This is a genomic window from Azospirillum sp. ST 5-10 (assembly GCF_051225715.1).
Classification (GTDB): domain Bacteria; phylum Pseudomonadota; class Alphaproteobacteria; order Azospirillales; family Azospirillaceae; genus Azospirillum.
The window spans coordinates 15,910-41,461 of sequence record NZ_JBPJSP010000004.1; the positions used below are offsets into that span (position 1 = coordinate 15,910).

Genomic DNA, 25,552 nt, shown 5'->3' on the forward strand with positions numbered 1-25,552 from the left:
CGGCGGGATCCGGCCGGCGAAGCCGGGGGCGACGTCCGGACAACGAACGGTCCGCCACACGCACAATCTGGCGGACGGTGCGACTTTTTGGTACATTGACGTCAGCGAAGGGGGGCCACCGACGAGGGAGAGCCGTCACCATGGTCGACGTCACGACGCACCACCACCATCCCGCCCAACCCACAGGCACCGGACGGCACCCGCGGACCCGCCCCATCGGCACGGACCGCCCGTGGCGCTGGCTGGCGGCGGGCTGGCGCGACATCTGCGCGGCGCCGACGGTCAGCCTCGCGTACGGCCTGCTCGCCGTGGTGTCCAGCTTCCTCCTCCTGTTCGGCCTGTCGGCCACCGAGATGCACTATCTCGTCCTGCCGCTCGCCGCCGGCTTCATGCTGGTGGGCCCGCTGCTGGCGGTCGGCCTCTACGAATCGAGCCGGCTGATCGAGCGGGGCGAGCGTCCGAACCTGGCGGCGGTGCTCGGCGCCTACACCCGCAACGCCCCGCAGCTCGCCGCCATCGGGCTGGTGCTGATGCTGGCGCTGCTGGCCTGGATCCGCACCGCCTTCCTGGTGTTCGCGATCTTCTTCGCCGCCGATCCGCCGGCCCTCGACATGCTGGTCGACCGCATCTTCTTCTCCGCCGAGACGGTGCCCTTCCTGCTGACCGGCACGGCGGTGGGCGGGGTCATCGCCGCCGGCGTGTTCGCCATCAGCGTCGTGTCCCTGCCGATGCTGCTCGACCGCGACACCGACGTCTTCACCGCCATGGCGACCAGCGTGCGGGTGGTCCGCGACCATTGGCGCGGCATGGCCACGTGGGCGGCGCTGATCGCCCTCTTCACCGCGGCCGGCATCGCCACCGGCTTCGTCGGCCTGGTGCTCGCCTTCCCGCTGATCGGCCACGCCTCCTGGCACTGCTACCGCGACGTGGTCGAGCGGCGCTGAGCCGCCGGCCACGGCTCCCGGAAGGCGGAGGCGCGCCGCCGCGCAGCGGGATTCGTCCGACGGATCGCCCTCTCGACGCGCCCGGCGCGGCTCACCGCATCGGCGCGCCGCGCCGGATCGCCCGCCCGACGCAGGCCTGGTCGGCCCCGTCGATGGACCGCCCGAGCGAGCCGCCGGCGAGGGCGCCCAGCACCGCGCCGCCGATGGTCGCCATGGTGCGGCCGGCGCCGTCGCCGAACCGGTTGCCGATCAGGCCGCCGGCGGCGCCGCCCAGCAGCGCCCCCACGACGTCGCGGTTGCAGGCCAAGCCGGGCCCGGCCGGTGCGGCGGCCGGCGCGCTCGGCATGGGGGCGAAGAAGACGTCGGCGCCGCCGTCGGCGTACACCGGTCCGTCGCCGACGACCTCGGTGCCGTAACCATGCCCCCGGCCATGCCGGCCGGGATCGGCGGCGGCGGGACCGGCCAGCAGGCACGCCGCCATCATCGCTCCGGCCAGCGCCGTCGCACGCCTCATCCTCGCCCTCCCGATCGCTGTCACCGGAGGGAACGGTGCGGCCCGCGCCTTATTCCCGGTCCGGCGGGACGCAAAGGGGGTGCCCCGGCGCGGCCTACCGCTTGAACAGCGCCTCGGCGGCGTTCTTGTGGGACTGCTTGGCGTCGATGGCGGCACGGGCGCGGGCGATCTCGCCCTCCAGCTCCGCGATGTAGTCGTTCAGCTCGGCCACCGACAGGACCGTGAGGTCCTTGGGCGCCGGCTTCTGCTTGCGCGGCTCGAGGTCGTCCGGGTTCATGGCGTCGTCCTCCGGTGGCGGCTCGCCTTGTCAGGCCGTGGGCACGAGTTCTACCCTGTGCCGAACCGACAGAGAAGGGGGGACCCCATGGGCATCGCCTTGCCCGAGAGCATGAACTGCATCGAAATCGCCGGCCCCGGTGGCCCGGAGGTGCTGCGCCCGGCGCGGCGCCCCGCCCCGGTGCCCGGCCCCGGCGAGATCCTCGTCGAGGTGGCCGCCGCCGGCGTCAACCGCCCGGACGTGCTGCAGCGCATGGGTCGCTACGACCCGCCGCCCGGCACCTCCGACCTGCCGGGGCTGGAGATCGCCGGCCGCGTCGTCGCCCTCGGCGAGGGCGTCACCGGGTGGGCCGCCACCGACGAGGTCTGCGCCCTGGTCGCCGGCGGCGGTTACGCCCAGTACTGCGTCGTCCCCGCCGTCCAGGCGCTGCCCCGCCCCAAGGGCCTGTCCGCCGTCGAGGCGGCGGCCCTGCCCGAGACGGTCTTCACCGTGTGGACCAACGTGTTCGAACGCGGCGCCCTCAAGCCGGGCGAGACCTTCCTGGTGCACGGCGGCTCCAGCGGCATCGGCACGACGGCGATCCAGCTCGCCAAGGCATTCGGGGCGCGGGTCTTCGCCACCGCCGGCTCGCCGGACAAGTGCCGGGCGTGCGAGGAGCTGGGGGCCGAGCGCGCCATCGACTACAAGACCGAGGACTTCGTCGCCGTGCTCAAGGAGGCCACCGGCGGCAAAGGGGTGGACGTGGTGCTCGACATGGTCGGCGGCGACTACATCGCCCGCGACGTCGAGGCGATGGCGGTCGACGGCCGCCACGTCTCGATCGCCTTCCTGCAGGGCGCCAAGGTCACGCTGAACATGTTCCCCGTGATGACCAAGCGCCTGACGCTCACCGGCTCGACCCTGCGCGCCCGGCCGGTGGAGGAGAAGGGCCGCATCGCCCGCGCCGTGCGGGCCGAGGTGTGGCCGCTGATCGAGGCCGGCCGCATGAAGCCGATGGTCCACGCCACCTTTCCGCTGGAGCAGGCGGGCGAAGCGCACCGGCTGATGGAGTCGAGCTCCCACATCGGCAAGATCGTGCTGACCGTCGGTCCGTAACGGCGACGGCCCGCCCCCGCCGGCGGGCGGGGGCGGGCCGTGCGTGCGTGCGGCCGGATCAGCCGGCGCTGCCCATGTCGTGGGCGGTGACGACCGGAGCCTGGACGTCGGGGGCGCCGGCCGTGGTGGTGGCCGGCAGGCCGCTCCGCTTGTTGAGAACCGAGAGGGCGCGCGCCAGCACCTGGTCGGCGGCCGGGTTGGGCTTGTCCTGCCAGTCCAGGTCGATCTCGACACCGACCCCGACCTGCTCGTCGGGCTGGATGCCGACGCCGTGGATCGAGGTTCCCGCCGGCGTGAAGTACTTCGCCGTGGTGAGCTTGATGGCGCTGCCTTCCTTCAGGGGAATGACGCTCTGGATGATGCCCTTGCCGAAGGTCTTGGTGCCCAGCACGGTGGCGCGGTGGTGGTCCTTCAGCGCGCCGGTCAAGATCTCGGAAGCCGAGGCCGAACGCTCGTTGACCAGGATCACCAGGGGCCGGCCACCGGTCTCGTCGCCCGGCGTGGCGGAGTAGCTGCGGTTGGCGCCGCGGTCGCGGCCGCGGGAGGTGAGGACGACGCCACCCTCCAGGAAGGCGTCGGCGACGTCGACGCTGGCGCGCACCAGGCCGCCGGGATTGTTGCGCAGGTCGATCACGTAGCCGCGCAGGGCCGGCCCGATCTGCGCGCGCAGGTCCCGGATGGCGGTGCTGACGCCGGGATAGGTCTGGCGGTCGAAGCGGCCGATGCGGATGTAGCCGATCTCACCCAGGGCGGTGTGCTTGACCGACGGCACCACCACCTTGCCGCGCACGATGGAAACGTCCAGCGGGTTGCCGCCCTGGCCGCGCAGCACCGTCAGCGTCACCGGCGTGCCGTCGTCGCCGCGGATCATCCGGTTCACCGAGGCCTGGTCCTGGGCCGCCACGGGCTGGCGGTCGACGGCGAGGATGACGTCGCCCTCGCGCAGGCCGGCGTGCTCGGCCGGCGAGTCGCCCATCACCTCGATGATGCGGTAGTGCTCGTCCGCCGGCACGTAGCGCACGCCGATGCCGGCGAAGACGCCGCGGGTCGACTGCTGCATCTCCTGATAGTCGGCCGCGTTCATGTACTTGGAATAGCGGTCGCGACCCGCCATGGCGCCGACCGCGATCTCGGCCAGCTCGCGGTCGGAAATGGGCTCGACGTAGCTGGAGCGGATGCGCCGCAACGCCTTGAGGAAGAGATCGACCGCCTCCTTCTCCGCCCGGTCCTGGTCCCCCGCCCAGGCGACCGCCATCGACGGATCGCCCGTACCGTCCTGGCCCGCCGGTTCGGCGAAGGACGACGGCGGCAGCGCGAGGAAGGCGCACAGGGCGACGACGGCGGCGGTGGTGGAGGTGGCGAAGGGCACTTTCACGGCGGCTCTCTCCCGGCGATGGAGCGTGGCATTCGACGCGCGGGGGGCGCATCGTTTGTCCCCCGACCCATTCAGAATGGCCGTTATTCGTTAATTGCTCGTTAACTATAGCTTGGCCGTATGGCGAAAGGCCGATGACGAAAGGCCGGTCCCGGCGGCCGCGATGAAGCCCTCACCGCCCCCGGACGAGGCGCCACAACCCGGGCCCGAACAGCGCCAGCACCGAGAGCGCCAGCAGCGTCAGCGACAGCGGGTGGGTGAAGAAGACGGTCCAGTCGCCCTGGCTGATCGCCAGCGTGCGGCGGAACTGCTGCTCGGCCAGCGGCCCGAGGATCAGGCCGATGATCACCGGGGCGACCGGCACGTCGTAGAGGCGCATGGCGAAGCCCAGCACGCCGATGAGATAGAGGATCACCAGATCGACGACGGAGTTGTTGAGGGTGTAGGTGCCGAGCGTCGCGAACACCAGGATGCCGGCGTAGAGCCAGGGGCGCGGCACCGCCAGCACCCGCACCCACAGCCCGGCCAGCGGCAGGTTGAGCACGAGCAGCATGACGTTGCCGATGTAGAGGCTGGCGATCAGCCCCCACACCAGGTCGGCGCTGCCGGTGAACAGCAGCGGCCCCGGCTGCAGCCCGTACATCTGGAAGGCCGCCAGCAGGATCGCCGCCGTCGACGAGGTCGGCAGGCCGAGCGACAGCAGCGGCACCAGCACCCCGGCGGCGGCGGCGTTGTTGGCCGCCTCGGGGCCGGCGACGCCCTCGATGGCGCCCTTGCCGAACTGCTCGCGGTGGCGCGACAGGCGCTTCTCCAGGGCGTAGCTCAGCATGGTCGGGATCTCCGCCCCGCCCGCCGGCAGCGTGCCGAAGGGGAACCCGAGGAAGGCGCCGCGCAGCCACGGCTTCCAGGAGCGCCGCCATTCCTCGGCGGTCATCCAGACGCTGCCGCGCACCGGCAGGATCTCCTCGCGGTCCCAGCGGTGGCGCGACGCGACGAACAGCGTCTCGCCCACCGCGAACAGGCCGACCGCCACCACCACCACGTCGATGCCGTCCAGCAGTTCCGGCAGGCCCAGGGTGAGGCGCGCCTGCCCGCTCTGCAGGTCGATGCCGACGAGGCCGAGCGCCAGGCCGACGAACAGCGCCGCCAGGCCGCGCAGCACCGAGGCGCCGAGCACCGCCGTCACCGTGGTGAAGGCCAGCACCATCAGCGCGAAGTACTCGGCCGGGCCGAAGGCCAGCGCCACCTCGACCATGAAGGGCGCCGTCAGGGTCAGGCCGACGGTGGCGAGCGTGCCGGCGACGAAGGAGCCGATGGCCGCGGTGGCCAGGGCCGAGGCGCCGCGCCCGGCCCGCGCCATGGCGTGGCCGTCCAGCGCGGTGATGATGCTGGCCGACTCCCCCGGCGTGTTCAGCAGGATGGCCGTCGTCGAGCCGCCGTACATGCCGCCGTAATAGATCCCGGCGAACATGATGAAGGCGGCGGTGGGATCGAGCTGGAAGGTGACCGGCAGCAGCAGCGCCACCGTCAGCGCCGGCCCGATGCCGGGCAGCACGCCCACCAGCGTCCCCAGGGTCACCCCGACGAACGCCCAGAACAGGTTGAGCGGGGTCAGCGCCACGGCGAAGCCGTGGAGCAGCGCGGACATCGTGTCCATGGCGGCGGGGTCCTCTCGCGGCTCACAGGACGCCGGCGAGGGGGCCCGCCGGCAGGGTCAGGCCGAGGCCGCGGACGAAGGCGACCTGGGCGGCGAGGCCGAGCGCCAGCCCCAGCGCGGCGTCCCACAGCGGGCGCCGGCTGCCGAAGGCGCGGGCGACCACGGCGAACAGGAGGGCCGAGGCGAGCCAGAAGCCGAGCGGCTCCAGCAGCAGCATCTGCACCACCAGGCCGCCGCTGACCAGCGCCAGCGCCTTCACGTCGAGCGGCCCGCGGACCAGCGGCGGGGCGTGGCGTTCACGGGTCTGCGCCTGGACCACCAGCGCCAGGCCGACGGCGACGAGGTGCGCCGCCACGATGTAGGGAAAGAGCTTCGGCCCCACGTGGGCGTAGGACGGCGGAGACGGCAGGGTCGCCGTGTCCCACCCCACGCCCACGCCGAGGGCCGCCACGCCCAGGCCGAACAGGGTCCGGCCCGAGCGTGCGGCAGCCCGCACCGCCATGGGCCGCGGCCTACTGGACGAGGCCGATGTCGTGCAGCACGCTTTCCACGCGCGCCCGGTCGACCTTGAGGAAGGCGGCGAACTGGTCGGGGGTCTGGTAGAGGTTCATCCAGTTGCGCTTGGCCAGGATGTCCTTCCACGCCGGGCTCTCGACCATGGCGGCGACGGTGCCGGCGAGCGCCTGCTTCTGGCCGTCGTCGATGCCGGGCGGGGCGATGACGCCGCGCCAGTTGACGAGGTCGAGGTCGACGCCCTGCTGCTTCATGGTCGGCACGTCGATGCCCTCCACCGGATCGGGCGCCGAGAGCGCCAGGGCGCGCAGCTTGCCGGCCTTGACCTGCCCCTCGAACTCGCCCCAGCCGGAGACGCCGGCGGTGACGTGGCCGCCGAGGATCGCCGCCAGCGCCTCGCCGCCGCCGGAGAAGGGAATGTAGTTGACGGCCTTGGGATCGACGCCGACCTGCTTGGCCAGCAGGCCGACCAGGATGTGGTCGGTGCCGCCGGCGGAGCCGCCGCCCCAGGAGACGGACCCGGGATTCTCCTTGAACGCCTTCACCAGGTCCTCGAGCGACCGGATGGGCGAGTTCGCGGGCACGACGATCGCCTCGTACTCGCCGGTCAGGCGGGCGATCGGCGTGACCTGCTCCAGGGTCACCGGCGACTTGTTGGTCTGGATGGCACCGACCATCACCAGCCCGCTCACCATCAGGGTGCTGGCGTTGCCCTTGAAGCCGCTGACCAGCTGGGCCAGGCCGACGGTGCCGCCGGCTCCGGGGATGTTGACGACCTGCACGTCGCGGGCCTGGCCCGCCGCCTGCAGGGCCTCCTGCATGGAGCGCGCCGTCTGGTCCCAGCCGCCGCCCGGCGCGGCCGGGGCGATGATCTTCAGATCCCTCGGCTGGGCCGCCGCCGGTCCGCCCGCCACCGCCGCGGCGCCCAGCGAGACGGCCGCGCAGAGCGCGAGGAAAGGCTTGAACGGCGTCCGCAGGTAGGGTATGCGCATCTCAACCTCCCAATCATGCTTCGGATTTTATGTTCTCGTTTGCGGCGGGGGCCGCGAGCCGGGGACGGCGTGTGTGGGAGTGTAGCAGAGGAACGGGCGCCGGCAATCCGGCGAAGGCCGTCCGTTGCGCTTACAACCGCCGGCGCCGCACCTATATGGTGGGGAACGTCCGGGACGTCGGAGGAATGGACCGGTGACCGCTGCCGCAGGGGCGGCCGGCCCCGGTTCCGCGAGTTTGTCAGGAGGGACGATGGCACTGCCCTTGATGCCGAAAGCGACCGCCGTCTGGCTGGTGGAGAACACATCCCTGTCGTTCGAGCAGATCGCGGCGTTCTGCGGCCTGCATTCGCTGGAGGTCCAGGCGATCGCCGACGGCGAGGTCGCGGTGGGCATGGTCGGGCTGGACCCGATCGCCAACGGCCAGCTCACCAAGAGCGAGATCGAGCGCTGCGAGGCCGACCCGAACGCCAAGCTCAAGCTGCTGGTCCCGGACCTGCCGCAGCCGGCGGCGCGCTCCAAGGGACCGCGCTACACGCCGATCACCAAGCGCGGCGACAAGCCCGACGCCATCGCCTGGCTGCTCAAGCACCACCCGGAGCTGTCGGACGCCCAGCTCAGCCGCCTCATCGGCACCACCAAGCCGACCATCTCGGCGGTGCGCGACCGCAGCCATTGGAACGCCCCCAACATCAAGCCGCGCAACCCGGTCCTGCTCGGCCTGTGCACCCAGCGCGAGCTGGAGGAGGCGCTGGCCCAGACCGTCCGCCGCGTGCCGGTGGAGGGCCAGGACAGCGCCGTGGAGAGCCAGTACGACGAGGGCGAGGACGAGGGCGAATCCTCCTACGGCTATCCGGCGCAGTCCTGACGGACGGCCATCCCGCACGGTCCTGACGGGCCGCCGCTTCCGGACTCCCTCCGGCCGACACAAGACGGAACGGCGTGTCCCCGGGGCGCGCCGTTTTTCGCGCCGCGCCGGGCGTCGGCCTCAGGCGCGGGCGAGACGGGTGATCTCGTCCTTCAGGCGGAGCTTCTGCTTCTTGATCTTGGCCAGGATGGCGTCGTCCGGATGCGGCCGCAGGGACTCGCGCTTGAGCTCCAGCTCCAGCGCCCGGTGCCTCATGCGCAGGGATTCGATCCGGTCCTCGCAGGCCATGGTCTCCCTCCTCCGGTGGCGGTCATACGGTTTCCGATATGACGGCGGCATAGACAGTTTGTTGCCATGATGGTGGCGATGCAAGGGAACAGGGGACGCACTGGACGAAAGGAGGGGCGCGCGCTACATCTTCCGCCATGTCCGCACCGCCCCGCCTCGTCGTCGGTATCAGCGGGGCCTCGGGGGTGATCCTCGGGGTTCGGCTGCTGGAGACGTTGCGCTCGCTCGCCGTCGAGTCCCATCTGGTGATGAGCCGCGCCGCGGAGGTCACGCTGGCCCACGAGACCGACCTGAAGGTCGCCGACGTGCGGGCCCTCGCCGACGTCTCCTACCCCGCCGCCGACATCGGCGCGGCGATCGCCAGCGGCAGCTTCCGCACCATGGGCATGGTGGTGGCGCCCTGCTCGGTGCGGTCGATGGGCGAGATCGCCAGCGGCGTCACCTCGAGCCTGCTGACCCGTGCCGCCGACGTCGCGCTGAAGGAGCGCCGGCCGCTGGTTCTGATGGTGCGCGAGACGCCGCTCCACCTCGGCCATCTGCGGACGATGAGCCAACTCGCGGAGATGGGCGCGATCGTCGCCCCTCCCGTCCCCGCCTTCTACGCCAAGCCGCGGAGCGTCGACGACCTCGTCGACCACGCGGTCGGCCGCGTGCTGGATCTGTTCGGGCTCGACAGCGGCCGGTTGCGCCGATGGGGGGAACCGCACTAAACCAGCGCACCGATCGTTCCGCCCGCACGGCCGGCGCTCCGCCCCGGCGACGGGCGGCCTTCGGCCGATCGATCCGCGTGGCGGCGACGTCGTGCCGGTGTATTGAGGAGTGGGACGAGACGATGACGACCGAGAGGAATCCGGCGATCCGGCGGCTGCTGGCCGGCGTGAAAGGCTTCCGGGCGCGCTGGTACGAGCGCAATCCCGAGAGCATGCGCGATCTGGTGGAGCACGGGCAGCACCCCGACGTGCTGCTGATCGGCTGTTCCGACAGCCGCGTCGATCCCGCCCTGCTGACCATGGCGGAGCCCGGCGAGCTGTTCGTGGTGCGCAACGTCGCCAACCTGGTGCCGCCGTACCAGCCCGACGGCTCCTACCACGGCACCTCGGCCGCCATCGAATACGCCGTCACCGTGCTGCAGGTCGGCACCATCCTGGTGCTGGGCCACGCCCAGTGCGGCGGCATCGCCGGGTTGATCCGCATCCGCTCGGGCGAGACCGTGGGCGGCGATTTCGTGGCCCCCTGGGTCAACCTCGCCAGCGAGGCCTGCGACCGCTTCGTCGGCGAGGTGGCGATCGACGGCGACGGCGCCGATGCCTCCATCCAGACCCTGGTCGCCCGGCCCGGCCTGGCGGAGCGGGCGGCGGTGCGGGGATCGGTCGAGAACCTGATGACCTTCCCGTGGATCCGCGAGCGGGTCGAGGCCGGCACCCTGCAGGTCCACGGCTGGTGGTTCGACCTGGAATCGGGCGACCTCTGGGCCATCGACCAGGCAACCAAGAGGTTCGAGCGCGTCGTCGAATGAGGCTGCGGCGGCGTCAGCCCACCAGCGACGCCAAGGCACCGGCGAGCCGGCCGGCGACGCCGCTCCAGTCGCCGACCGCGTCCTGGCGGAACAGGCGCGCCGTCGGGTACCAGGGGCTGTCGTCGCGGCCGAGCAGCCAGCGCCAGTCCGGGGCGTAGGGAAGCACCACCCACAGCGGCACGCCGAGGGCCCCGGCGAGATGGGCCGGCGCGGTGCAGGACGAGATCACCAGGTCGAGGCCGGCCATGACCGCCGCGGTGTCGGCGAAGTCGTGCAGGTCGCCGCCGAGATCGACGAAGGACGACGGCAGCGCCGTCCCGGCCAGCTCCGCCCTCCCCGCCCCGACCTGCAGGCCGAAGACGCGCACGCCGGGAACGTCCAGCAGCGGCCGCAGCGCCCGCAGCCCCGGCGAGCGCAGGCGGTCGCCGGGAAAGCTCGGGTTCCCCGCCCACACCAGCCCGACGGCCGGTCCGGTGCCGCGCAGACGCTCGCGCCAGCGCGCCGCCCGCTCCGGGTCGGCGCGCAGGTAGGGGACCGCGGCGGGCACCGTCTCCAGGGTCGTGCCGAAGGCCCGCGGCAGGCTCATCAGCGGGCATTCCAGGTCGCAGTCGGGAAGCGGATCGCCGCGGGCGATCAGCCGCTCCACGCCCGGCAGGCCGCCGAGCAGGCCGAGCAGCGGCCGCGGCACCTCCAGCACCACGCGCGCGCCGCGCGCCGCCGCCAGCGGCACGTAGCGGACGAACTGCAGCGTGTCGCCGAGACCCTGCTCGGCGTACAGGAACAGCCGCCGTCCCGCCACGTCGCCGCCGCGCCAGGTCGGCTGGGCGAACCGGCGCCACGGCGGCTGGGCGCGGTCGTCGGCGCGCCGCCACTCGAACTCGGCCCAGCCCTCGGCGTAGTCGCCGGCCAGCAGGCAGGCGAAGGCGCGGTTCCAATGCAGGCCGGCGTCGGCCGGCCGCTCCTCCAGGGCGCGGGCGAAGCAGGCCGCCGCCGGCCGCGGGTCGCCCAGGGCCAGCAGCGCGTTGCCGCGCGTCGACCAGGGCGTCCGGCCGGGGCGCAGCCGCGGCACCGCGTCGAGCGCGGCCAGCGCCTCGGCGCCGCGGCCCAGCTTGGCGAGCAGGGCGCCGAGGTTCTCCTGCGCTTCGGCGAGCCCGGGGTCGCGGCGCAGCGCGGCGCGGTAGGCCGCCTCGGCCTCCGCCCAGCGGCCGCGCGCCGCCAGCACGTTGGCGAGCGCCATGGCCGCCGTCCCCAGCGCCGGCCGCAGGGCGGCGGCGCGGCGGGCCGGCGGCTCCGCCGCCGCGGGGCTGCCGAGCGCGAGATGGGCGTCGGCGAGGTGGATCATCGCCTCGCCATGGTCCGGCACCAGGACCAACGCGCGCCGCGCCGCCGCCGCGGCCTCGGCCGGCCGGCCGAGCGCCCGCAGCGCCCCGGCCCGGTTGGCGTGGGCGTCGGCCAGGTCCGGCTCGAGGCATAGCGCCCGCCCGTAGGCGGCCGCCGCCCCGGCGGTGTCGTCCAGGCTGCGCCGCACGTTCCCCAGGTTGGAATGGAAGCTCGCGGCGTCGGGCCGGCAGGCGATCGCCCGGGCGATCGCCGCGGCCGCGCGATCCGGCCGCCCGGTCTGCGCGTACAGGACCCCCAGCAGATGGGCGGCGTCGGGCTGGTCGGGAACGGCGTCGAGAATCCGCGCGCAGAGCGTCGCCGCCTCGGCCGCCCGTCCGGCCTGGTGGTGATCGTAGGCGGCCAGCAGGGCCTCGGAAAGGGTCGCCATGGACACCGCGGACGGCAAGGCTCGCGGGCACCGCCCGGACCGTCGCGGACGCGCTGCCCACCTCGATTGCGAGTCCGCCATGCATCGCCGGCGTTCCGGCCGCATTGCACGGCGCCTCAATGTCAACTATTGTTCAACAGGACGGCCGAAAAGGGAAGTAATTTTATTCAATGTTCAAGGTTTCGATGCTGCGCAGGAAGGGTTTCTTTGGTGCACTGCCGGCTCTGGCCCGGGCGGGTGCCGTCGCTGTGGCTGTGGCGATCTGCGCGCCGACTCCGTCGTTTGCCGCGGGCGGCGGCGGCGGCGGCGGAAACGGCTGCCCCTGGCAACAGGACGTGACCCTGGTGGTGGACGCGGCGACCCTGACCCTGCCGCAGAGCGTCTTCTCCCCCAAGTCGCTGCAATCCGAAATTGAGGGGCACACGCTGTTCCCCGACATCGACCGTCTGTCCCTGCGCATCCTGACGCCGTCGGGCGACACCTGGCAGGCGGCCCTGACCCGCCTCGGCGGCAAGCGCTGCACCGTCTTCTACGTCGGCAAGGCGGTGCTGGTGGCGGAAGCCTACGTCGCGCCGATCGAGCTGGGAAAGCGCCGCGTCGCCGAGCACTGAGCGGGTCCGGCCGGCTCAGACGGCGAGCGTCTCCGGCGCGCGGCGCGCCACGATCTGGTCGATGCTCACCGTCAGCACCGGCTCGCCGTGCTGGTTGGAGGTGGTGTAGGCGCAGCGGACGATGCCGCGGTCGCCGCGGCGGGACGGGCGCATGGCGACGACCTCGACGCGCACCCGCAGGGTGTCGCCGGGACGGACCGGGCGCAGCCAGCGCAGCTCGTCGGCGGCCCCGCCGCCCAGGCTGGTGCCGGCCAGGGTGCCGGTGGCGAGGAACAGGCGGAAGGTCAGCGCCAGGGTCTGGAAGCCGCTGGCGACGAGGCCGCCGAACGGCCCCTGCGCCGCGGCGATCGTGTCGATGTGGAACGGCTGCGGATCGTAGAGCAGCGCGAAGTCCATGATCTGCGATTCGGTCAGCGTGACTCCGCCGGTGTCGATCACGTCACCGACCGCGAAATCCTCGTAATGGCGCCCGTTCATGGCGTCTCCTCGCCAAGCTTCCGTTCGTAGTAGACCGCGCCCGGGAGCGGGTTGTCGTAGTAGGGCGCAATCTCCACGAAGCCGAGGCGCCGGTAAAGGGCGTTCGCCGCCCCCATCGAGGTGAGCGTGTCCAGCCGCATCGCCCGGTAGCCGAGGCGCTGCCCCTCGGCGACGACCGCTTCGGCCAGCCGCCGCCCGGCCCCGGTGCCGCGGAAGTCCGGGCGCACGTAGAGCCGCTTCATCTCGCACACGCCGTCGCCCAGCGGCCGCAGGCCGACCCCGCCGGCCACCGCCTCGCCGGCGCGGGCCAGCAGGAGCGCTCCGCCCGGCGGCGCGTACCTCCCCGGCAGCCCCGCGAGCTCCTCCTCGAACCCCTGGAAGCACAGGGAGAAGCCGAGGGAGCCGGCATACTCCAGGAACAGCGCCCGGACGTGGTCGAGGTCGCCGGGGCCGGCCGCCGGTGCGATGGCGAGATCAGACAAGAATGTGTCCTTCGAGGTAGAGAACGGCGCTGCCGCCGATCTTCACCCGGTCGCCCGCCAGTTCGCAAGCGAGCGCGCCGCCGCGCGCCGACACCTGGCGCGCCTCCAGCCGCGCCCGGCCGAGCCGTCCCGCCCAATAGGGAATGAGCATGCAATGGGCGGAGCCGGTCACCGGGTCCTCCGGCACGCCGCGGCCCGGCGCGAAGAAGCGCGACACGAAATCGACGCCGCCGTCGCCGGGCGCGGTGACGCAGACGGCGAAGCGGTCGACGCCGGCCAGCCGGCCCAGGTCGGGGCGCAGCGACCGCACGGCGTCGGCGTCGTCGTAGACGACGAGGTAATCGCGCGCCGCCAGCACCGCCCGCGGCGCCGGCCCGCCGAGCGCCGGCAGCAGCTCCGGGTGCGGGTCGGCCGCCGGCTCGGGCGGGCGGCTCGGGAAGTCCAGCACGTAGCGGTCGCCGTCGCGGGCGACCGTCAGCGTTCCCGCCTTGCGGGTGCGGAAGGACAGCGGCCCGGCGCCGCCCCGCCCCAGCACCCGGTCGATGACGAAGGCGCTGGCCAGCGTGGCGTGGCCGCACAGGTCCACCTCCACGGCGGGGGTGAACCAGCGCAGCTCGTAGGCGTCGCCGGCGGGGACGAAGAAGGCCGTCTCCGACAGGTTGTTCTCGCCGGCGATGGCGGCGAGGCGCTCGTCGGGCAGCCAGCCCTCCAGTGGCACGACCGCCGCCGGATTGCCGGCGAACACCCGGTCGGCGAAGGCGTCGACCTGATAGATCGGCAGGCGCATGGAGGCCCTCACGGCATTTCGGTGAAGTGGAAGCAGTTGGGATGGCGGGGCAGGCCGGCCGCCTCGTAGAAGGTGACCGCGCGCGGGGCGGACAGCAGCAGGCAGCTCACGCCCGGGCCGACCGCGGCGCGGGTGCGCCGCATCAGTTCGCGGCCGATGCCGCGCCCCTGGAAGGCGCGGTCGACCGCCAGGTCCGACAGGTAGCAGCAGTAGGCGAAGTCGGTGACCGAGCGCGCCACCCCCACCAGGACGCCGTCGGCCCGCGCGGTGACGATCAGCCCGGCGCCGCGCAGCATCGCCTCGATCCGCGGGCGGTCCGCCACGGGCCGGCGTTCCGCCAGCCCGGAGCGTTCCAGCACGTCGATGAAGGCGTCGGCCGCGAGATCGGGCTCGACGGCGTAGACGACGTCCGTCATCGCCTCAGCCCCGCCAGAAGGACTTGTCGGCCTCGCCCTCGGCATCGGCCCGGGTGATGCCGATGTCCTTCAGCAGATGGTCGTCGAGCCGCAGCAGCGCTTGGCGCTGCCGCCACCGCTCGTTGGCCGCCAGGAACGCGTCGAGCGCCCACAGCAGGGGACGGGTGACGACGGCGCCGAGGACACGAACGGTGGCCGGAAAGAGCGACGGGGACGTACCGGTCGTGCGGGCCGCTTCGTTTGTGCGCATGGGAACCTCCATCGTCAGCGCAACCGTCTCAACGCGATCGAGACAATCGGGAGTATGGCGATACAATTCCCGCCGTCAATCGCTACATTGTCACCGTTACATTTCCGATAGCGGATGTTTCTTGGGAGCAACACCCATACTTTCCGCCATGTTCGTGCCGCATAGGAGGGTAGCGGCCCTGTTGAGCGGAATAGGGACAATATCGTGCGACTTGCGCATCGGCCGCCGGATTGTGCATATTGTCACCATGACAAGCTGGGAACCCGACATCGCCGCGCGGCCCGGGCCGCGCTACCGCGCCATCGCCGACGCGCTCGCCGAGGACGTGACGGCGGGCCGCCTCCCTCCGGGCGCACGCCTGCCCACCCACCGCGACCTCGCCTATCGGCTGGGGGTCACCGTCGGCACGATCACCCGCGCCTACGCCGAGGCGGAGCGGCGCGGCCTGCTCGGCGGCGAGGTCGGGCGCGGCACCTTCGTGCTCGATCCCAAGCCGCCGGCCAAGCCCGATCCCTTGGCCTGGCATCCGCACAGCGAGCCTTCGACCGTCGACATGACGGCGATCACGCCGCACCAGCCGGACGGCGCCGCGGTGTTCGCCGCGACCCTGACCGCCATGGGCGCCTCGGGCGACGCGCTGACCGCACTCCTCCATTACGTGCCCCACGCCGGGCTGCCGCCCCACCGGGCGGCGGCGGCGCAATGGCTGGCGCGCCAGCACCAGACGGCGGCCCCCCCGGAATCGATCCTCATCACCACCGGCGCGCAGAACGCGCTGGCCGTCGTCTTCGCCGCGTTCACCCGGACCGGCGACGTGGTGCTGGCCGAGCGCCTGACCAACTACGGCACCAAGGCGCTGGCGGCCACCCACGGCCTGCACCTGGAGCCGGTCGCGCTCGACGACGACGGCCTGCTGCCGGACGCGCTCGACGCCGCCTGCCGGCGGCTGGCGCCCAAGTTCCTCTACCTCGTGCCGACGCTGCAGAATCCGACGGCCTCGGTGATGTCGCAGGGGCGCCGCGAGGAGATCGTCGCCGTGGCCCGGCGCCACGGGCTGATCATCGTCGAGGACGACGTGTTCGGCTTCCTGGTGCCCGACGCCGAGCCGATCCACAGCATCGCGCCGGACATCACGATCTACATGACGAGTCTGTCCAAGAGCGTGTCGTCGGGCCTGCGCGTCGGCTATCTGGTGGCGCCGCCGTCGCTGATGCCCCGCCTGGAGTCGGCGGTCCGCTCGTTGCAGTACTGCGCGCCGCCGCTGGCGGCCGAGGTCGCCACGCGCTGGATCGTCGACGGCCACGCCGACCGCTTCGCCGACCGGCAGCGGGCGGAGAGCACCGCACGCCAGGCGATGGCCCGCGCCATGCTGCCGGCGCGCCTGCTGTGCGGGCACCCGGCGGCACAGCACCTGTGGCTGCTGCTGCCCGAGCCCTGGCGGCAGGACGACTTCCTCGCCGAGGCCCGGCGGCGCGGCGTCGCGCTGACCGGCGCCGACACCTTCGCGGTCGGCCGCAACGGCGCGCCGCACGCCGTGCGGATCGGCCTGTGCATGCCGCGGCACCGCGAGGACGCGGCGCGCGGCCTGACGGCGGTGGCGGATGCCCTCGCCGACCCGGCCGCCGCGGCGCTGTCGATCGTCTGACGGGGACGTCCTACCGCAGGCCGTCGCCGAACTTCCCGCAGTCGGCCTCGTCGGTGCCGGGTTCCGCCAGGCCGCCGTTGGAGGTGCGGTAGCGCGGATCGTCGCAGCGGCCGTTGTAGGCGTACTGCATGCTCCAGCGGGGATCGCCCCAGGCGGGATGGTCGGCTTCGGCGTAGCGTATGGTCGGCCCGGTGTAGCCGGTATCCCCCGTCGCAACCTCGCTTCCATCGAGATTGCAGGCCGACACAACCAGGGAAAGAGCCGCCGGCACGGCGACGCGAAGGAGACGGCCGGTAAGCGGAGCGTGGACGTTCGTTGCGGTGGACATGGCGGTGGCCAGGAACCGGAGTGGATGCTGCACCGCCGACAAACACCGCGACGGCGAATCTATTCCACGCCCTGCGCGCCGAAAATCCGCCGGGGCGGCGGATCACGACGCCGCACCTGCGACACGCCGTCACAGCCCGCCGGAGCAGGCTCCGCCCTGCCCGTTCGGGTTGCCCCGTCCACGCCCGCCGACACGAGGATCCGCGCCGCCCGGCCCGCCGTCGCGCAGCCGTTTGGCCTGCGGAAGCATCGTTTCCGCCGCCTGCGGCGGATTGATGCAGATCAATGCCGCGGCAAGGCTCCGGCTGCTGCTATTGACCGCACGCGAAGTGCGGCTTTTTGTCCATAAGAATAATATGGATATGACCGCCGTCGGCCACCGGCCGCGGCGGAGGGGGCACTTTGCGTCCATCGCCTGGGTAAGGGGGGAGCAATGCCCGACGGTCACGTGGAACTCAATGCCGAGCAGCCCATCGGCGATCTCGACAGCTACGAAGGGGCGCTCGGCGGGCTGAAGCGCCGCGACTTTCTCCAGTACTGCACCGGCGTCGCCGCCGCCCTCGGCCTGTCGCCGGCGCTCGGCGTGCGGATCGCCAACGCCGCCGCGGCCTCGGCCAACCGGCCGGCGGTGATCTGGCTGTCGGGCCAGGCCTGCACCGGCTGCGTCGAGACCCTGCTGCGCACCAGCCACCCCAGCCTGGAGACGCTGATCCTCAGCCAGATCTCCCTGGAATACTGCGAAACGCTCAACGCCGGGTGCGGCCATCAGGCCGAGACCTGGAAGACGGCGGCGATGCGGGAGAACTGGGGCAAGTACGTCATGGTCACCGACGGCGCCGTGCCGCTGAAGGACAACGGCGTCTACTGCAAGGTCGCCGGCAAGACCTATCTGGAGCAGGTGAAGGAGTGCGCCGCCGGGGCCGCCGCCATCCTCACCATGGGCTCCTGCGCGTCGTGGGGCGGCTGGCCGTCCACCGGGGTCAACCCGACCGGCGCGGTGGGGTTGGGCGAGGTCATCACCGACAAGCCCATCGTCACCATCCCCGGCTGTCCGCCCAACCCCTACAACTTCCTCTCCACCGTCCTGCACTTCGTCGCCTTCGGCACCCTGCCGGCGCTCGACGACAAGGGCCGGCCGAAGTTCGCCTACGGCCGGCTGATCCACGAGAACTGCGAACGCCGCCCCCATTTCGACGCCGGCCGCTTCGCCATGGAGTTCGGCGATTACGGCCACCGCCAGGGCTACTGCCTGTTCAAGCTGGGCTGCAAGGGGCCGGAGACCTACGCCAACTGTCCGGCGGTCGGCTTCAACGACGTCGGCCAGGGCACCTGGCCGGTGGGCACCGGCCACCCCTGCTTCGGCTGCACCGAAGAGGGTGTGGGCTTCACCAAGTCGATCCACGAGCTGGCGACCCTGAAGTCGGTGGCCCCGCCCAACCACTACCCCGACGTCGCCGCCGCCAAGGGGACCGGCGCCAGCCCGGGCGCCGTCGCCGCGGTGGCCGGCATCACCGGCGCGGCGATCGGCGCCGGCGCGGTGATCGCCAGCCGGCTCGGCCGGCAGGACCGGCGCGACGATTCCGCCACCCCCGGCGCGTGAGGAGGGGCCCATGTCCGTGACGCGACGCTCATTCCTGCGCCGGGCGGCGAAGGGCGGAGCCGCCGCCGCGGCGGCCGCCTGCGCCGCCGCCTCCGGCGCGCCGGAGGCCGCCGCCCTGCAGCGCCCGCCCAAGCCGCGCGCGCCCGAGGCGGTCGGCCTGCTCTACGACAGCACCCTGTGCATCGGCTGCAAGGCCTGCGTGACCGCCTGCAAGCAGGCCAACCACATGCCGCCGGACGTCGGCCCGGAGCAGGCGGCGTGGAACGACGCCGGCCAGTGGGACACCCCGGTCGATCTGTCGGCCAAGACCCTCAACGTCATCAAGGCCTACACCGACGGCACGATGGCCGAGAAGGACCGCGCGACCGACGGCTACGCCTTCATCAAGCGGCAGTGCCTGCACTGCACGGACCCGTCCTGCGTGTCGGTCTGCCCGGTGTCGGCGATGACCAAGGACCCGGTCTCGGGCATCGTCAGCCACGATCCCGACGCCTGCATCGGCTGCCGCTACTGCGTGCTGTCCTGCCCGTTCGGCGTGCCGAAGTACGACTACAACGCGGCCTTCGGCGAGATCAGGAAGTGCCAGCTCTGCAAGCACCGGCTGGCCGAGAACCTGCTCCCGGCCTGCGCCGACGTGTGCCCGACCGGCGCCACCCTGTTCGGCCCGACCGCCGACCTCCTGGCCGAGGCCAAGCGGCGCACCGCCCTGCCGGCGGGCGGGCGCACCCATTACCCGCGCGGCGACATCCGCGGCACGGTCGGCGGGGCGCGCGACGGCCACGAGGCGACCGTCCGCGTCGCCTACCAGCCCGCGGTGTACGGCGAGACGGAGCTGGGCGGCACCCAGTGCCTTGCGGTGTCGGCGGTGCCCTTCGACCGCTTCAACCTGCCGGCCGGCGTGCCGGACTACGGCTATCCCACCCTGTCGGAAGGCATCCAGCACACCCTCTACGCCGGCATGGTCGGCCCCGCGGCGGTGTTCGCCGGGCTCGCCTTCCTCGCCCATCGCCACGCCAAGGACCATCACGAGGAGTGAGGGGAGCGACATGACCGCACACGTTTCCGCATCCGCACCCCGCGCCGCCGGTGGTGGCGGGTCGGTCCACGCCCACCGGCCGGTCGGCGGGCCCATCCTGACCCTGCCCTTCCTGGTGGCGCTGGTCTTCGTCGGCATCGCCGCCATCATCCTGGCGGACCGCTACGCCAATGGCCTGGGCGCCGTCACCAATCTGTCCGACGGCTATCCCTGGGGCATCTGGGTGGCGGTCGACGTCGTCATCGGCTCGGCCTTCGGCTGCGCCGGCTACGTGATGGCGCTGCTGGCCTACATCCTGAACCGGGGCGAGTACCACCCGATGGTCCGGCCGGCCATCCTCGCCAGCCTGTTCGGCTACGGGCTGGCCGGCGCGGCGGTGCTGATCGACCTCGGCCGCTACTGGAACTTCTACCACATGATGCTGCCGTGGTACGCGCAGCCCAACTCGGTGATGCTCGAGGTGGGCCTGTGCGTCGCCACCTACTGCGTCGTGCTGGCGGTGGAGTTCGCGCCGGCGGTGCTGGAGCGCTTCGGCCTCGAGGGCGCCCGCCGCCGGCTCTCCCGGGTGCTGTTCCTGTTCGTGGCGCTGGGCGTGCTGCTGCCGACCATGCACCAGTCCTCGCTCGGCACCATGATGGTCATCGTCGGCCACAAGCTGTCGCCGCTGTGGCAGACGCAGATGCTGCCGGTCTTCTTCCTGATGACCGCGGTCCTGATGGGCTTCGCCATCGTCGTCTGGGAGGCGGTGCTGTCGTCGCTGGGCTTCCGGCGGCCGATGGAGACCCCGCTGCTGGCGAAGCTGGCCCGGCTGATGCTGGCGGTCGGCGTCGCCTTCGTCGCGCTGCGCCTCGTCGACTTCGCCGTGCGCGGGCAGTTCGCCGCCCTGCTCGGCGCCCGGGGCGTGGTGATGTTCTGGGTGGAGACGGCGCTGCTCGTCGGCGGCCTGGCCCTGCTGGTGCCGCCGCGCAACCGCACCCGGTCGCGCACCCTGTTCGTCTCATCGTCGATGCTGCTGGCCGGCGGCATCGTCTACCGGCTCAACGTCTACCTCGTCGGCTTCAGCCAGGCGGTGGGGCCGTGGAGCTACTTCCCCTCGCTCTCCGAGATTCTCGTCACCGTCGGCGTCTTCGCGCTCGAGGTCGTGCTCTACCTCGTGTTCGTCAAGACGCTTCCCGTCATGCACGCCGTCGACGCTCAGCACGGCTGAAACAGGAGGACCGAACCGTGGCTCAGCGCATTGTCGTGGATCCGATCACCCGCATCGAAGGCCATCTGCGGGTGGACTGCGAAGTCGACGGCGGCAAGGTGACCAAGGCCTGGGCGTCCGGCCAGATGTGGCGCGGCATCGAGCTCATCCTGCAGGGCAAGGACCCGCGCGACGCCTGGGTGTTCGCCCAGCGCATCTGCGGCGTCTGCACCACGGTGCACGCCATCGCCTCGGTGCGCGCCGTGGAGAACGCCCTCAAGTTGGAGGTGCCGGTCAACGCCCAGTACATCCGCAACCTGATCCAGGGCGCCCACAACGTGCACGACCACATCGTGCACTTCTACCACCTCTCGGCCATCGACTTCGTCGACATCGTCTCGTCGCTGAAGGCCGACCCGGCGGCGACCGCCAAGCTGGCGCAGTCCCTGTCGGACTGGCACATGAACGGCGTGTCGGACTTCGCCGAGGCGCAGAAGCGCCTGGCGGCGTTCGTCGGCTCCGGCCAGCTCGGCATCTTCGGCTCCGGCTACTGGGGCCATCCGGCGATGACCTTGTCGCCGGAAGTCAACCTGATGGCCGCCACCCACTACCTCCAGGCCATCGACTTCCAGCGGCGCATCAACAAGGTGGTCGCCATCCTCGGCTCCAAGACGCCGCACATCCAGAACATGGCGGTCGGCGGCGTCGCCAACCCCATCAACTTCGACAGCCAGTCGACCCTGACGCTCGAGAAGCTGCACTACATCAAGCAGCAGATCGACGAGGTCGGCGACTTCGTCACCAAGGTCTACATCCCCGACGTCTGCGCCATCGGCGCGATGTACGCCGACTGGACCCGGGTCGGGCGCGGCGTGGTCAACTATCTCACCTGCCCCGACATGCCGCTCGACACCACCGGCACCCGGATGGCACTGCCCGGCGGCTTCATCGAGGGCGGCGACCTGGCCAACGGCTTCCATCCCATCCGGGGCTTCGGCGATCCCTACTTCGAGAAGGGCGTGAAGGAGAGCGTGAAGCACGCCTGGTACCAGGGCGGCAAGGGCGCCCTGCACCCCTACGAGGGCGAGACGGTCCCGCACTACACGGACTGGCAGGACGACGGCAAATACTCGTGGATCAAGTCGCCCACCTTCTACGGCAAGCGCGCCCAGGTCGGGCCGCTGGCCAACGTGCTGTGCATGTACGCCGCCGGGCACGAGCCGACGGTGCGCTGGACCAACGCCGCGCTGGAGCTGGTCGGCGGCCATCTCGGCACCAGGGTGGGGCCGGACATCCTGCACTCCGCCATCGGCCGCCACGCCGCCCGGGCGGTGCGCGCCGCCGTGCTCCACGAGGAGCTGGGGCGCCAGTGGACGCTGCTGATGGAGAATCTCGGCAAGGGCGACTTCGCCACCTTCAACAAGCCCGTGTTCCCCAAGGGCGAGATCCGCGGCTTCGGCTTCCACGAGGCGCCGCGCGGCATCCTCTCCCACTGGGTGGTGATCGAGGACGGCAAGATCAGGAACTACCAGGCCGTGGTGCCGACCACCTGGAACGCCGGCCCGCGCGACGAGGACGAACAGCCCAGTCCCTACGAGGCCGCCCTGCTCGACACCCCCGTCGCCGATCCGGAGAAGCCGCTCGAGGTGATCCGCAACGTCCACTCCTTCGACCCATGCCTGGCCTGCGCCGTGCACCTGACCGACACCGAGAACCGCAACAGCTATCAGGTGAAGGTCGCCTGATCCTTGCACGCGGTCATCGGGGAGCACCGGGAGCCGCAAGGGTCCCGGCGCTCCCCGACGACGATCCCGGCGCGGGCAGCGTGGAGAGTGAAAATGCTGAAATGAATCGATGGTCACAATTATTCCATGTTCCGAGGGCATACATCTTACGAGAACAGCAAATCGTTCTGGAACCATTGCTTCGTCCTGGAAGTTGACGTGATGCCGACTCTCCGCCGGACCTTGATGCGGACCATCGTGGCGGGCGGACATCATCGGCGGACAAAACAGGAGCGAATCCAATGACCACCGGCACCTTCAAGGCCTCCGTCGTCGCCGCGGCCGTTCTCCTCGGCACGGCCTCCCTCGCCATGGCCCAGACCGGCTCGGCCGGGAGCGGCGGCACCGCGGGATCGGGCGCCGCCGGATCGACGATGGGCAACTCCACGGGCGGCTCGACGACGGGCTCGGGCAGCGGCGGCAGCGGTTCCGGCTCGACGATGGGCTCCGGCTCGACCATGGACTCCGGTTCGGCCACCGGCTCGACGGGCGGCGCGACCGACCGCGACGACGACAGCGCCTCCACCCGCGGGTCGGGCGGCGCCGCAGGCTCCGGCATGGACTCCGGCGCCGGCGCCGGCTCGAGCGGCAGCATGGGCAGCGGCAGCATGGGCAGCGGCGGCTCGAGCGGCAGCCTGGGCGACCAGAACAACAACACCTGGCGCAACGGCAACACCGGCGGCCGGACGACCGGGCAGTAACGGCGCACCCCCGCGCCCGACGATTGCGCCGGACGTGACGTCTTTGCGGCGCGATTGATCCAGTTCACGGCTCCGGCGGGAGCGGTGGGGTAAGGACGTGGCGTCCTTACCCTGCCCTCCCGCGGAGCCGTTCCCATGTCCATCCTCGTCCTCGGCCTCGGCAACATCCTCATGTCCGACGAAGGGATCGGCGTGCGCGTCGTCGAAGCGTTCGCCAGGGACTGGACGGTTCCCGGCCAGGTCAGCGTCGTCGACGGCGGCACCTGCGGCATGGACATGCTGGACATCATCGCCAGCCACGACGCCCTGGTCGTCGTCGACGCCGTCAGGACCGGCGCACCGCCGGCCACCCTCGTCCGCCTGACCGGCGACGAGGTGCCCGCCTTCTTCAAGGGCAAGCTGTCGCCCCACCAGCTGGGCCTGTCCGACCTGCTCGCCACGCTGCGCCTCCAGGGGCAGGCGCCCAAGACGCTGGTCCTGATCGGCTGCGTGCCGGCCTGCATGGAGGTGCGCCTCGATCTGTCCGCCGCCGTCGCCGCCAGGGTGCCGGAGCTGGTCGGCATGGTGGTGGCGGCGCTGACGGAGCTCGGCGCACCGCCGTCCCCGGCATCGACGGTTTGACATTTATATTGCGGCGCAACATGTGATTGCGATGCTGCGCAACATTTCGTAAAATCCCGGAACCATTGTTACCGATGCGCGCGGCGCTCGTTGCCGCCAGCGCCCATCCTACCGGGAGACCTCTATGGGAAGCCTCTTCAACCGGCTGGGTTTCACGCAGAAACTGGTGGCGCTCAACGTTATCGGCACAATCGTCAGCTGCATCGCGATCGTCGTCAGCGCCATCTATTTCATGACCGTGGCGTTGAAGAACGACGAGATCGCGCGCCAGGACATGAACATGCGCGTCGCCAAGGAGCTGCTGAACCCCGGCGGCGCCCCCTACCGCCTGGTCGACGGCAAGCTGGCGGTGGGCGACCTGGCCCTGGAAGGCACCTTCGCGCACGTCGACCGGATCAAGCAGGCGCTCGGCGTCACGGTAACGATGTTCCGCGGCGACACCCGCATCGCCACCACCCTGGTCAACGCCGACGGCACGCGCCCGGTCGGCACCAAGATGCCGGCGGAGATCTTCGCCCGGGTGATCACGCGCGGCGAAGGCTTCCTCGGCGAGTACCCGGTGCTCGGCGTCGACTATCTCGTGTCCTACGAACCGCTCAAGGACGCCTCCGGCAAGGCGGTCGGCGCCATCGCCGTCGGCATGGAGGCGGGCGCCTTCTACGCCCTCATCGAGATGCTGGAGTGGCGCATCGGCATGGTGTCGCTGGCCATCGGCGCCCTGCTGTGCGCGCTCACCTATCTCTACGTGAAGGGGCAGATGCGGTCGCTGCACCGGCTGGCCGAGGTGATGACGGCGCTCGCCCGCAAGGACTTCACGGTGTCCGTCGACGACACCGGGCGCGGCGACGAGATCGGCGCGATGGCACGCGCCGTCGCCGGCTTCCGCCAGTCGCTCCACGAGGCGGAGGAGGCGGAGCGCCGCCAGCGCGACGCCGAGGCCGAGCAGGCCCGCCGCCGCGGCGAGATCGACCGGGCGACCCAGGAGTTCGCCGGCAAGATCGACGTCGTCGTCCAGTCCGTCTCGGCGTCCGCCTCGCGCATGCAGGGCAACGCCGAGCGGCTGTCGCGCAGCGCCGTGGAGACCCAGTCGGCGGTCGTCGCGGTGTCGGCCGCGTCGCAGCAGGCCTCGACGAACGTCGAGACGGTGGCGGCCGCGGCCGAGCAGCTCTCCGCCTCGATCGGCGAGATCAGCCGCCACGTCGGCGAGGCGACCCAGGTGGCCGACCGCGCGGTGGGCGAGGCGCAGACCACCAACGCCACCGTCCAGGGCCTCGCCGAGGCGGCCAACCGCATCGGCGAGGTCGTCAACCTGATCAACGACATCGCCTCGCAGACCAACCTGCTGGCGCTCAACGCCACCATCGAGGCGGCGCGCGCCGGCGAGGCCGGCAAGGGCTTCGCCGTGGTGGCGCAGGAGGTCAAGAACCTCGCCAACCAGACCGCCAAGGCGACCGAGGACATCCAGAGCCAGGTCGGCTCGATCCAGGGCGAGACGCAGCGCGCGGTCGGCGCCATCACCACCATCGTCGACACCATCCGCCGCATCAGCGAGATCACGACGACGGTGGCCGCCGCGGTGGAGCAGCAGGGTGCCGCGACCGCCGAGATCGCCCGCAACGTCCAGCAGGCGTCGGCCGGCACCCGCTCGGTCAACGGCAGCATCGAGGGCGTCGACCGCCAGGCGCGCGAAACCGGCTCCAGCGCCGACGAACTGCTCGCCGCGGCGCGCACGCTGATGGACGAGTCCCAGAAGCTCGGCCGCGAGGTGTCGAGCTTCCTGTCGGTGGTGCGTCGGGCTTGACCGCGGGGCACGGCGCGAGGGGGC

Annotated in this window: 28 protein-coding genes; 14 read left to right on the forward strand and 14 right to left on the reverse strand. The window is 71.9% G+C overall.

Translation table 11 applies throughout. The features are described from left to right. Nucleotides 1-140 precede the first annotated feature (140 nt). The gene (locus tag ACSBPG_RS06015; RefSeq protein ID WP_435536220.1) at nucleotides 141-944 is read left to right on the forward strand and encodes a DUF2189 domain-containing protein; all 804 of its coding nucleotides are present in this window, start codon (nucleotides 141-143) and stop codon (nucleotides 942-944) included. 91 nt (nucleotides 945-1,035) lie between these two features. On the opposite strand, the gene ACSBPG_RS06020 is transcribed toward ACSBPG_RS06015, so the two are convergent. Together ACSBPG_RS06020 and ACSBPG_RS06025 are read right to left on the reverse strand one after the other, a co-directional pair. Next, nucleotides 1,036-1,458, reverse strand: a complete 423-nt coding sequence (locus ACSBPG_RS06020) for a glycine zipper 2TM domain-containing protein (RefSeq protein ID WP_435536221.1) — start codon at nucleotides 1,456-1,458, stop codon at nucleotides 1,036-1,038. Nucleotides 1,459-1,552: 94 nt separating this feature from the next. Beyond that, nucleotides 1,553-1,735 (reverse strand): DUF1192 domain-containing protein, encoded by a 183-nt coding sequence (locus ACSBPG_RS06025; protein ID WP_435536222.1) that lies wholly within the window; start codon nucleotides 1,733-1,735, stop codon nucleotides 1,553-1,555. Between the two features lie 87 nt (nucleotides 1,736-1,822). Here ACSBPG_RS06025 and ACSBPG_RS06030 point away from each other — a divergent pair, with 87 nt between their 5' ends. Further along, complete coding sequence (locus ACSBPG_RS06030; protein ID WP_435536223.1) at nucleotides 1,823-2,830, forward strand: NAD(P)H-quinone oxidoreductase; 1,008 nt, start codon at nucleotides 1,823-1,825, stop codon at nucleotides 2,828-2,830. Nucleotides 2,831-2,888: 58 nt separating this feature from the next. On the opposite strand, the gene ACSBPG_RS06035 is transcribed toward ACSBPG_RS06030, so the two are convergent. The 4 genes from ACSBPG_RS06035 to ACSBPG_RS06050 form a co-directional block, all read right to left on the reverse strand. Beyond that, a complete protein-coding gene (locus tag ACSBPG_RS06035; RefSeq protein WP_435536224.1) occupies nucleotides 2,889-4,205 on the reverse strand; it encodes a S41 family peptidase in 1,317 nt (438 codons plus the stop codon). 172 nt (nucleotides 4,206-4,377) lie between these two features. Next, nucleotides 4,378-5,862, reverse strand: coding sequence for a tripartite tricarboxylate transporter permease (locus ACSBPG_RS06040; protein ID WP_435536225.1), 1,485 nt, complete (start codon nucleotides 5,860-5,862; stop codon nucleotides 4,378-4,380). A gap of 22 nt (nucleotides 5,863-5,884) precedes the next feature. Further along, nucleotides 5,885-6,364 (reverse strand): tripartite tricarboxylate transporter TctB family protein, encoded by a 480-nt coding sequence (locus ACSBPG_RS06045; protein ID WP_435536226.1) that lies wholly within the window; start codon nucleotides 6,362-6,364, stop codon nucleotides 5,885-5,887. A 10-nt stretch (nucleotides 6,365-6,374) separates the two neighbouring features. Then, nucleotides 6,375-7,367 carry a Bug family tripartite tricarboxylate transporter substrate binding protein gene (locus tag ACSBPG_RS06050; protein ID WP_435536227.1) on the reverse strand — a complete coding sequence of 331 codons (993 nt, stop codon included), beginning with the start codon at nucleotides 7,365-7,367 and terminating at the stop codon, nucleotides 6,375-6,377. Nucleotides 7,368-7,617: 250 nt separating this feature from the next. Between ACSBPG_RS06050 and ACSBPG_RS06055 the strand changes: the two genes are divergently transcribed. Then, nucleotides 7,618-8,232 (forward strand): DUF1013 domain-containing protein, encoded by a 615-nt coding sequence (locus ACSBPG_RS06055; protein WP_435536228.1) that lies wholly within the window; start codon nucleotides 7,618-7,620, stop codon nucleotides 8,230-8,232. Nucleotides 8,233-8,352: 120 nt separating this feature from the next. Here ACSBPG_RS06055 and ACSBPG_RS06060 read toward each other — a convergent pair whose 3' ends face one another. After that, nucleotides 8,353-8,520: a YdcH family protein gene (locus tag ACSBPG_RS06060; protein ID WP_435536229.1), complete on the reverse strand. Its 168-nt coding sequence runs from the start codon at nucleotides 8,518-8,520 to the stop codon at nucleotides 8,353-8,355. Nucleotides 8,521-8,657: 137 nt separating this feature from the next. On the opposite strand from ACSBPG_RS06060, the gene ACSBPG_RS06065 reads away from it, so the two are divergent. Both ACSBPG_RS06065 and ACSBPG_RS06070 read left to right on the forward strand, forming a co-directional pair. Next, nucleotides 8,658-9,230 carry a UbiX family flavin prenyltransferase gene (locus ACSBPG_RS06065; RefSeq protein WP_435536230.1) on the forward strand — a complete coding sequence of 191 codons (573 nt, stop codon included), beginning with the start codon at nucleotides 8,658-8,660 and terminating at the stop codon, nucleotides 9,228-9,230. Nucleotides 9,231-9,352: 122 nt separating this feature from the next. After that, entirely contained in the window at nucleotides 9,353-10,036 is a 684-nt protein-coding gene (locus ACSBPG_RS06070) for a carbonic anhydrase (RefSeq protein ID WP_435536231.1), read from the forward strand. A gap of 13 nt (nucleotides 10,037-10,049) precedes the next feature. On the opposite strand, the gene ACSBPG_RS06075 is transcribed toward ACSBPG_RS06070, so the two are convergent. After that, entirely contained in the window at nucleotides 10,050-11,804 is a 1,755-nt protein-coding gene (locus ACSBPG_RS06075) for a tetratricopeptide repeat protein (RefSeq protein WP_435536232.1), read from the reverse strand. 335 nt (nucleotides 11,805-12,139) lie between these two features. Between ACSBPG_RS06075 and ACSBPG_RS06080 the strand changes: the two genes are divergently transcribed. Next, nucleotides 12,140-12,415: a hypothetical protein gene (locus ACSBPG_RS06080; protein WP_435536233.1), complete on the forward strand. Its 276-nt coding sequence runs from the start codon at nucleotides 12,140-12,142 to the stop codon at nucleotides 12,413-12,415. Nucleotides 12,416-12,430: 15 nt separating this feature from the next. Here ACSBPG_RS06080 and ACSBPG_RS06085 read toward each other — a convergent pair whose 3' ends face one another. The 5 genes from ACSBPG_RS06085 to ACSBPG_RS06105 are packed head-to-tail and all read right to left on the reverse strand — an operon-like array spanning nucleotide 12,431 to nucleotide 14,827. Next, complete coding sequence (locus tag ACSBPG_RS06085) at nucleotides 12,431-12,892, reverse strand: MaoC family dehydratase (RefSeq protein ID WP_435536234.1); 462 nt, start codon at nucleotides 12,890-12,892, stop codon at nucleotides 12,431-12,433. Further along, nucleotides 12,889-13,374 carry a GNAT family N-acetyltransferase gene (locus tag ACSBPG_RS06090; RefSeq protein WP_435536235.1) on the reverse strand — a complete coding sequence of 162 codons (486 nt, stop codon included), beginning with the start codon at nucleotides 13,372-13,374 and terminating at the stop codon, nucleotides 12,889-12,891. The genes ACSBPG_RS06085 and ACSBPG_RS06090 overlap by 4 nt, the downstream gene beginning before the upstream one ends. Next, nucleotides 13,367-14,161: a PhzF family phenazine biosynthesis protein gene (locus ACSBPG_RS06095; protein WP_435536236.1), complete on the reverse strand. Its 795-nt coding sequence runs from the start codon at nucleotides 14,159-14,161 to the stop codon at nucleotides 13,367-13,369. The genes ACSBPG_RS06090 and ACSBPG_RS06095 overlap by 8 nt, the downstream gene beginning before the upstream one ends. Nucleotides 14,162-14,169: 8 nt before the next feature. After that, nucleotides 14,170-14,577, reverse strand: coding sequence for a GNAT family N-acetyltransferase (locus tag ACSBPG_RS06100; RefSeq protein ID WP_435536237.1), 408 nt, complete (start codon nucleotides 14,575-14,577; stop codon nucleotides 14,170-14,172). A gap of 4 nt (nucleotides 14,578-14,581) precedes the next feature. Continuing rightward, nucleotides 14,582-14,827 carry a DUF1127 domain-containing protein gene (locus ACSBPG_RS06105; protein WP_435536238.1) on the reverse strand — a complete coding sequence of 82 codons (246 nt, stop codon included), beginning with the start codon at nucleotides 14,825-14,827 and terminating at the stop codon, nucleotides 14,582-14,584. 247 nt (nucleotides 14,828-15,074) lie between these two features. On the opposite strand from ACSBPG_RS06105, the gene ACSBPG_RS06110 reads away from it, so the two are divergent. Beyond that, complete coding sequence (locus ACSBPG_RS06110; RefSeq protein WP_435536239.1) at nucleotides 15,075-16,472, forward strand: PLP-dependent aminotransferase family protein; 1,398 nt, start codon at nucleotides 15,075-15,077, stop codon at nucleotides 16,470-16,472. Nucleotides 16,473-16,482: 10 nt separating this feature from the next. Here ACSBPG_RS06110 and ACSBPG_RS06115 read toward each other — a convergent pair whose 3' ends face one another. Beyond that, nucleotides 16,483-16,800, reverse strand: coding sequence for a hypothetical protein (locus ACSBPG_RS06115; RefSeq protein ID WP_435536240.1), 318 nt, complete (start codon nucleotides 16,798-16,800; stop codon nucleotides 16,483-16,485). A 432-nt stretch (nucleotides 16,801-17,232) separates the two neighbouring features. Between ACSBPG_RS06115 and ACSBPG_RS06120 the strand changes: the two genes are divergently transcribed. From ACSBPG_RS06120 to ACSBPG_RS06150, 7 genes are all read left to right on the forward strand, one after another. After that, complete coding sequence (locus tag ACSBPG_RS06120) at nucleotides 17,233-18,399, forward strand: hydrogenase small subunit (protein WP_435536241.1); 1,167 nt, start codon at nucleotides 17,233-17,235, stop codon at nucleotides 18,397-18,399. A 10-nt stretch (nucleotides 18,400-18,409) separates the two neighbouring features. After that, nucleotides 18,410-19,435 (forward strand): hydrogenase 2 operon protein HybA, encoded by a 1,026-nt coding sequence (hybA, locus tag ACSBPG_RS06125; protein WP_435536242.1) that lies wholly within the window; start codon nucleotides 18,410-18,412, stop codon nucleotides 19,433-19,435. A gap of 10 nt (nucleotides 19,436-19,445) precedes the next feature. Beyond that, the gene (hybB, locus tag ACSBPG_RS06130; protein ID WP_435536243.1) at nucleotides 19,446-20,642 is read left to right on the forward strand and encodes a Ni/Fe-hydrogenase cytochrome b subunit; all 1,197 of its coding nucleotides are present in this window, start codon (nucleotides 19,446-19,448) and stop codon (nucleotides 20,640-20,642) included. 17 nt (nucleotides 20,643-20,659) lie between these two features. Continuing rightward, nucleotides 20,660-22,366 carry a nickel-dependent hydrogenase large subunit gene (locus ACSBPG_RS06135; protein WP_435536244.1) on the forward strand — a complete coding sequence of 569 codons (1,707 nt, stop codon included), beginning with the start codon at nucleotides 20,660-20,662 and terminating at the stop codon, nucleotides 22,364-22,366. 281 nt (nucleotides 22,367-22,647) lie between these two features. Next, nucleotides 22,648-23,106 carry a hypothetical protein gene (locus ACSBPG_RS06140; protein ID WP_435536245.1) on the forward strand — a complete coding sequence of 153 codons (459 nt, stop codon included), beginning with the start codon at nucleotides 22,648-22,650 and terminating at the stop codon, nucleotides 23,104-23,106. 135 nt (nucleotides 23,107-23,241) lie between these two features. Then, on the forward strand, nucleotides 23,242-23,727 hold the full coding sequence (locus tag ACSBPG_RS06145; RefSeq protein ID WP_435536246.1) for a HyaD/HybD family hydrogenase maturation endopeptidase: 486 nt from the start codon (nucleotides 23,242-23,244) through the stop codon (nucleotides 23,725-23,727). A 124-nt stretch (nucleotides 23,728-23,851) separates the two neighbouring features. Next, complete coding sequence (locus tag ACSBPG_RS06150) at nucleotides 23,852-25,528, forward strand: methyl-accepting chemotaxis protein (RefSeq protein WP_435536247.1); 1,677 nt, start codon at nucleotides 23,852-23,854, stop codon at nucleotides 25,526-25,528. Nucleotides 25,529-25,552 lie beyond the last annotated feature (24 nt).

Coding starts and splice junctions, on each gene's coding strand:
- ACSBPG_RS06015 (WP_435536220.1), top strand. CDS start 141: ATGGTCGACGTCACGACGCACCACCACCATCCCGCCCAACCCACAGGC.
- ACSBPG_RS06020 (WP_435536221.1), bottom strand. CDS start 1,458: ATGAGGCGTGCGACGGCGCTGGCCGGAGCGATGATGGCGGCGTGCCTG.
- ACSBPG_RS06025 (WP_435536222.1), bottom strand. CDS start 1,735: ATGAACCCGGACGACCTCGAGCCGCGCAAGCAGAAGCCGGCGCCCAAG.
- ACSBPG_RS06030 (WP_435536223.1), top strand. CDS start 1,823: ATGGGCATCGCCTTGCCCGAGAGCATGAACTGCATCGAAATCGCCGGC.
- ACSBPG_RS06040 (WP_435536225.1), bottom strand. CDS start 5,862: ATGGACACGATGTCCGCGCTGCTCCACGGCTTCGCCGTGGCGCTGACC.
- ACSBPG_RS06045 (WP_435536226.1), bottom strand. CDS start 6,364: ATGGCGGTGCGGGCTGCCGCACGCTCGGGCCGGACCCTGTTCGGCCTG.
- ACSBPG_RS06050 (WP_435536227.1), bottom strand. CDS start 7,367: ATGCGCATACCCTACCTGCGGACGCCGTTCAAGCCTTTCCTCGCGCTC.
- ACSBPG_RS06055 (WP_435536228.1), top strand. CDS start 7,618: ATGGCACTGCCCTTGATGCCGAAAGCGACCGCCGTCTGGCTGGTGGAG.
- ACSBPG_RS06060 (WP_435536229.1), bottom strand. CDS start 8,520: ATGGCCTGCGAGGACCGGATCGAATCCCTGCGCATGAGGCACCGGGCG.
- ACSBPG_RS06065 (WP_435536230.1), top strand. CDS start 8,658: ATGTCCGCACCGCCCCGCCTCGTCGTCGGTATCAGCGGGGCCTCGGGG.
- ACSBPG_RS06070 (WP_435536231.1), top strand. CDS start 9,353: ATGACGACCGAGAGGAATCCGGCGATCCGGCGGCTGCTGGCCGGCGTG.
- ACSBPG_RS06075 (WP_435536232.1), bottom strand. CDS start 11,804: ATGGCGACCCTTTCCGAGGCCCTGCTGGCCGCCTACGATCACCACCAG.
- ACSBPG_RS06085 (WP_435536234.1), bottom strand. CDS start 12,892: ATGAACGGGCGCCATTACGAGGATTTCGCGGTCGGTGACGTGATCGAC.
- ACSBPG_RS06095 (WP_435536236.1), bottom strand. CDS start 14,161: ATGCGCCTGCCGATCTATCAGGTCGACGCCTTCGCCGACCGGGTGTTC.
- ACSBPG_RS06100 (WP_435536237.1), bottom strand. CDS start 14,577: ATGACGGACGTCGTCTACGCCGTCGAGCCCGATCTCGCGGCCGACGCC.
- ACSBPG_RS06105 (WP_435536238.1), bottom strand. CDS start 14,827: ATGCGCACAAACGAAGCGGCCCGCACGACCGGTACGTCCCCGTCGCTC.
- ACSBPG_RS06110 (WP_435536239.1), top strand. CDS start 15,075: ATGACAAGCTGGGAACCCGACATCGCCGCGCGGCCCGGGCCGCGCTAC.
- ACSBPG_RS06115 (WP_435536240.1), bottom strand. CDS start 16,800: ATGTCCACCGCAACGAACGTCCACGCTCCGCTTACCGGCCGTCTCCTT.
- ACSBPG_RS06120 (WP_435536241.1), top strand. CDS start 17,233: ATGCCCGACGGTCACGTGGAACTCAATGCCGAGCAGCCCATCGGCGAT.
- hybA (WP_435536242.1), top strand. CDS start 18,410: ATGTCCGTGACGCGACGCTCATTCCTGCGCCGGGCGGCGAAGGGCGGA.
- hybB (WP_435536243.1), top strand. CDS start 19,446: ATGACCGCACACGTTTCCGCATCCGCACCCCGCGCCGCCGGTGGTGGC.
- ACSBPG_RS06140 (WP_435536245.1), top strand. CDS start 22,648: ATGACCACCGGCACCTTCAAGGCCTCCGTCGTCGCCGCGGCCGTTCTC.
- ACSBPG_RS06145 (WP_435536246.1), top strand. CDS start 23,242: ATGTCCATCCTCGTCCTCGGCCTCGGCAACATCCTCATGTCCGACGAA.
- ACSBPG_RS06150 (WP_435536247.1), top strand. CDS start 23,852: ATGGGAAGCCTCTTCAACCGGCTGGGTTTCACGCAGAAACTGGTGGCG.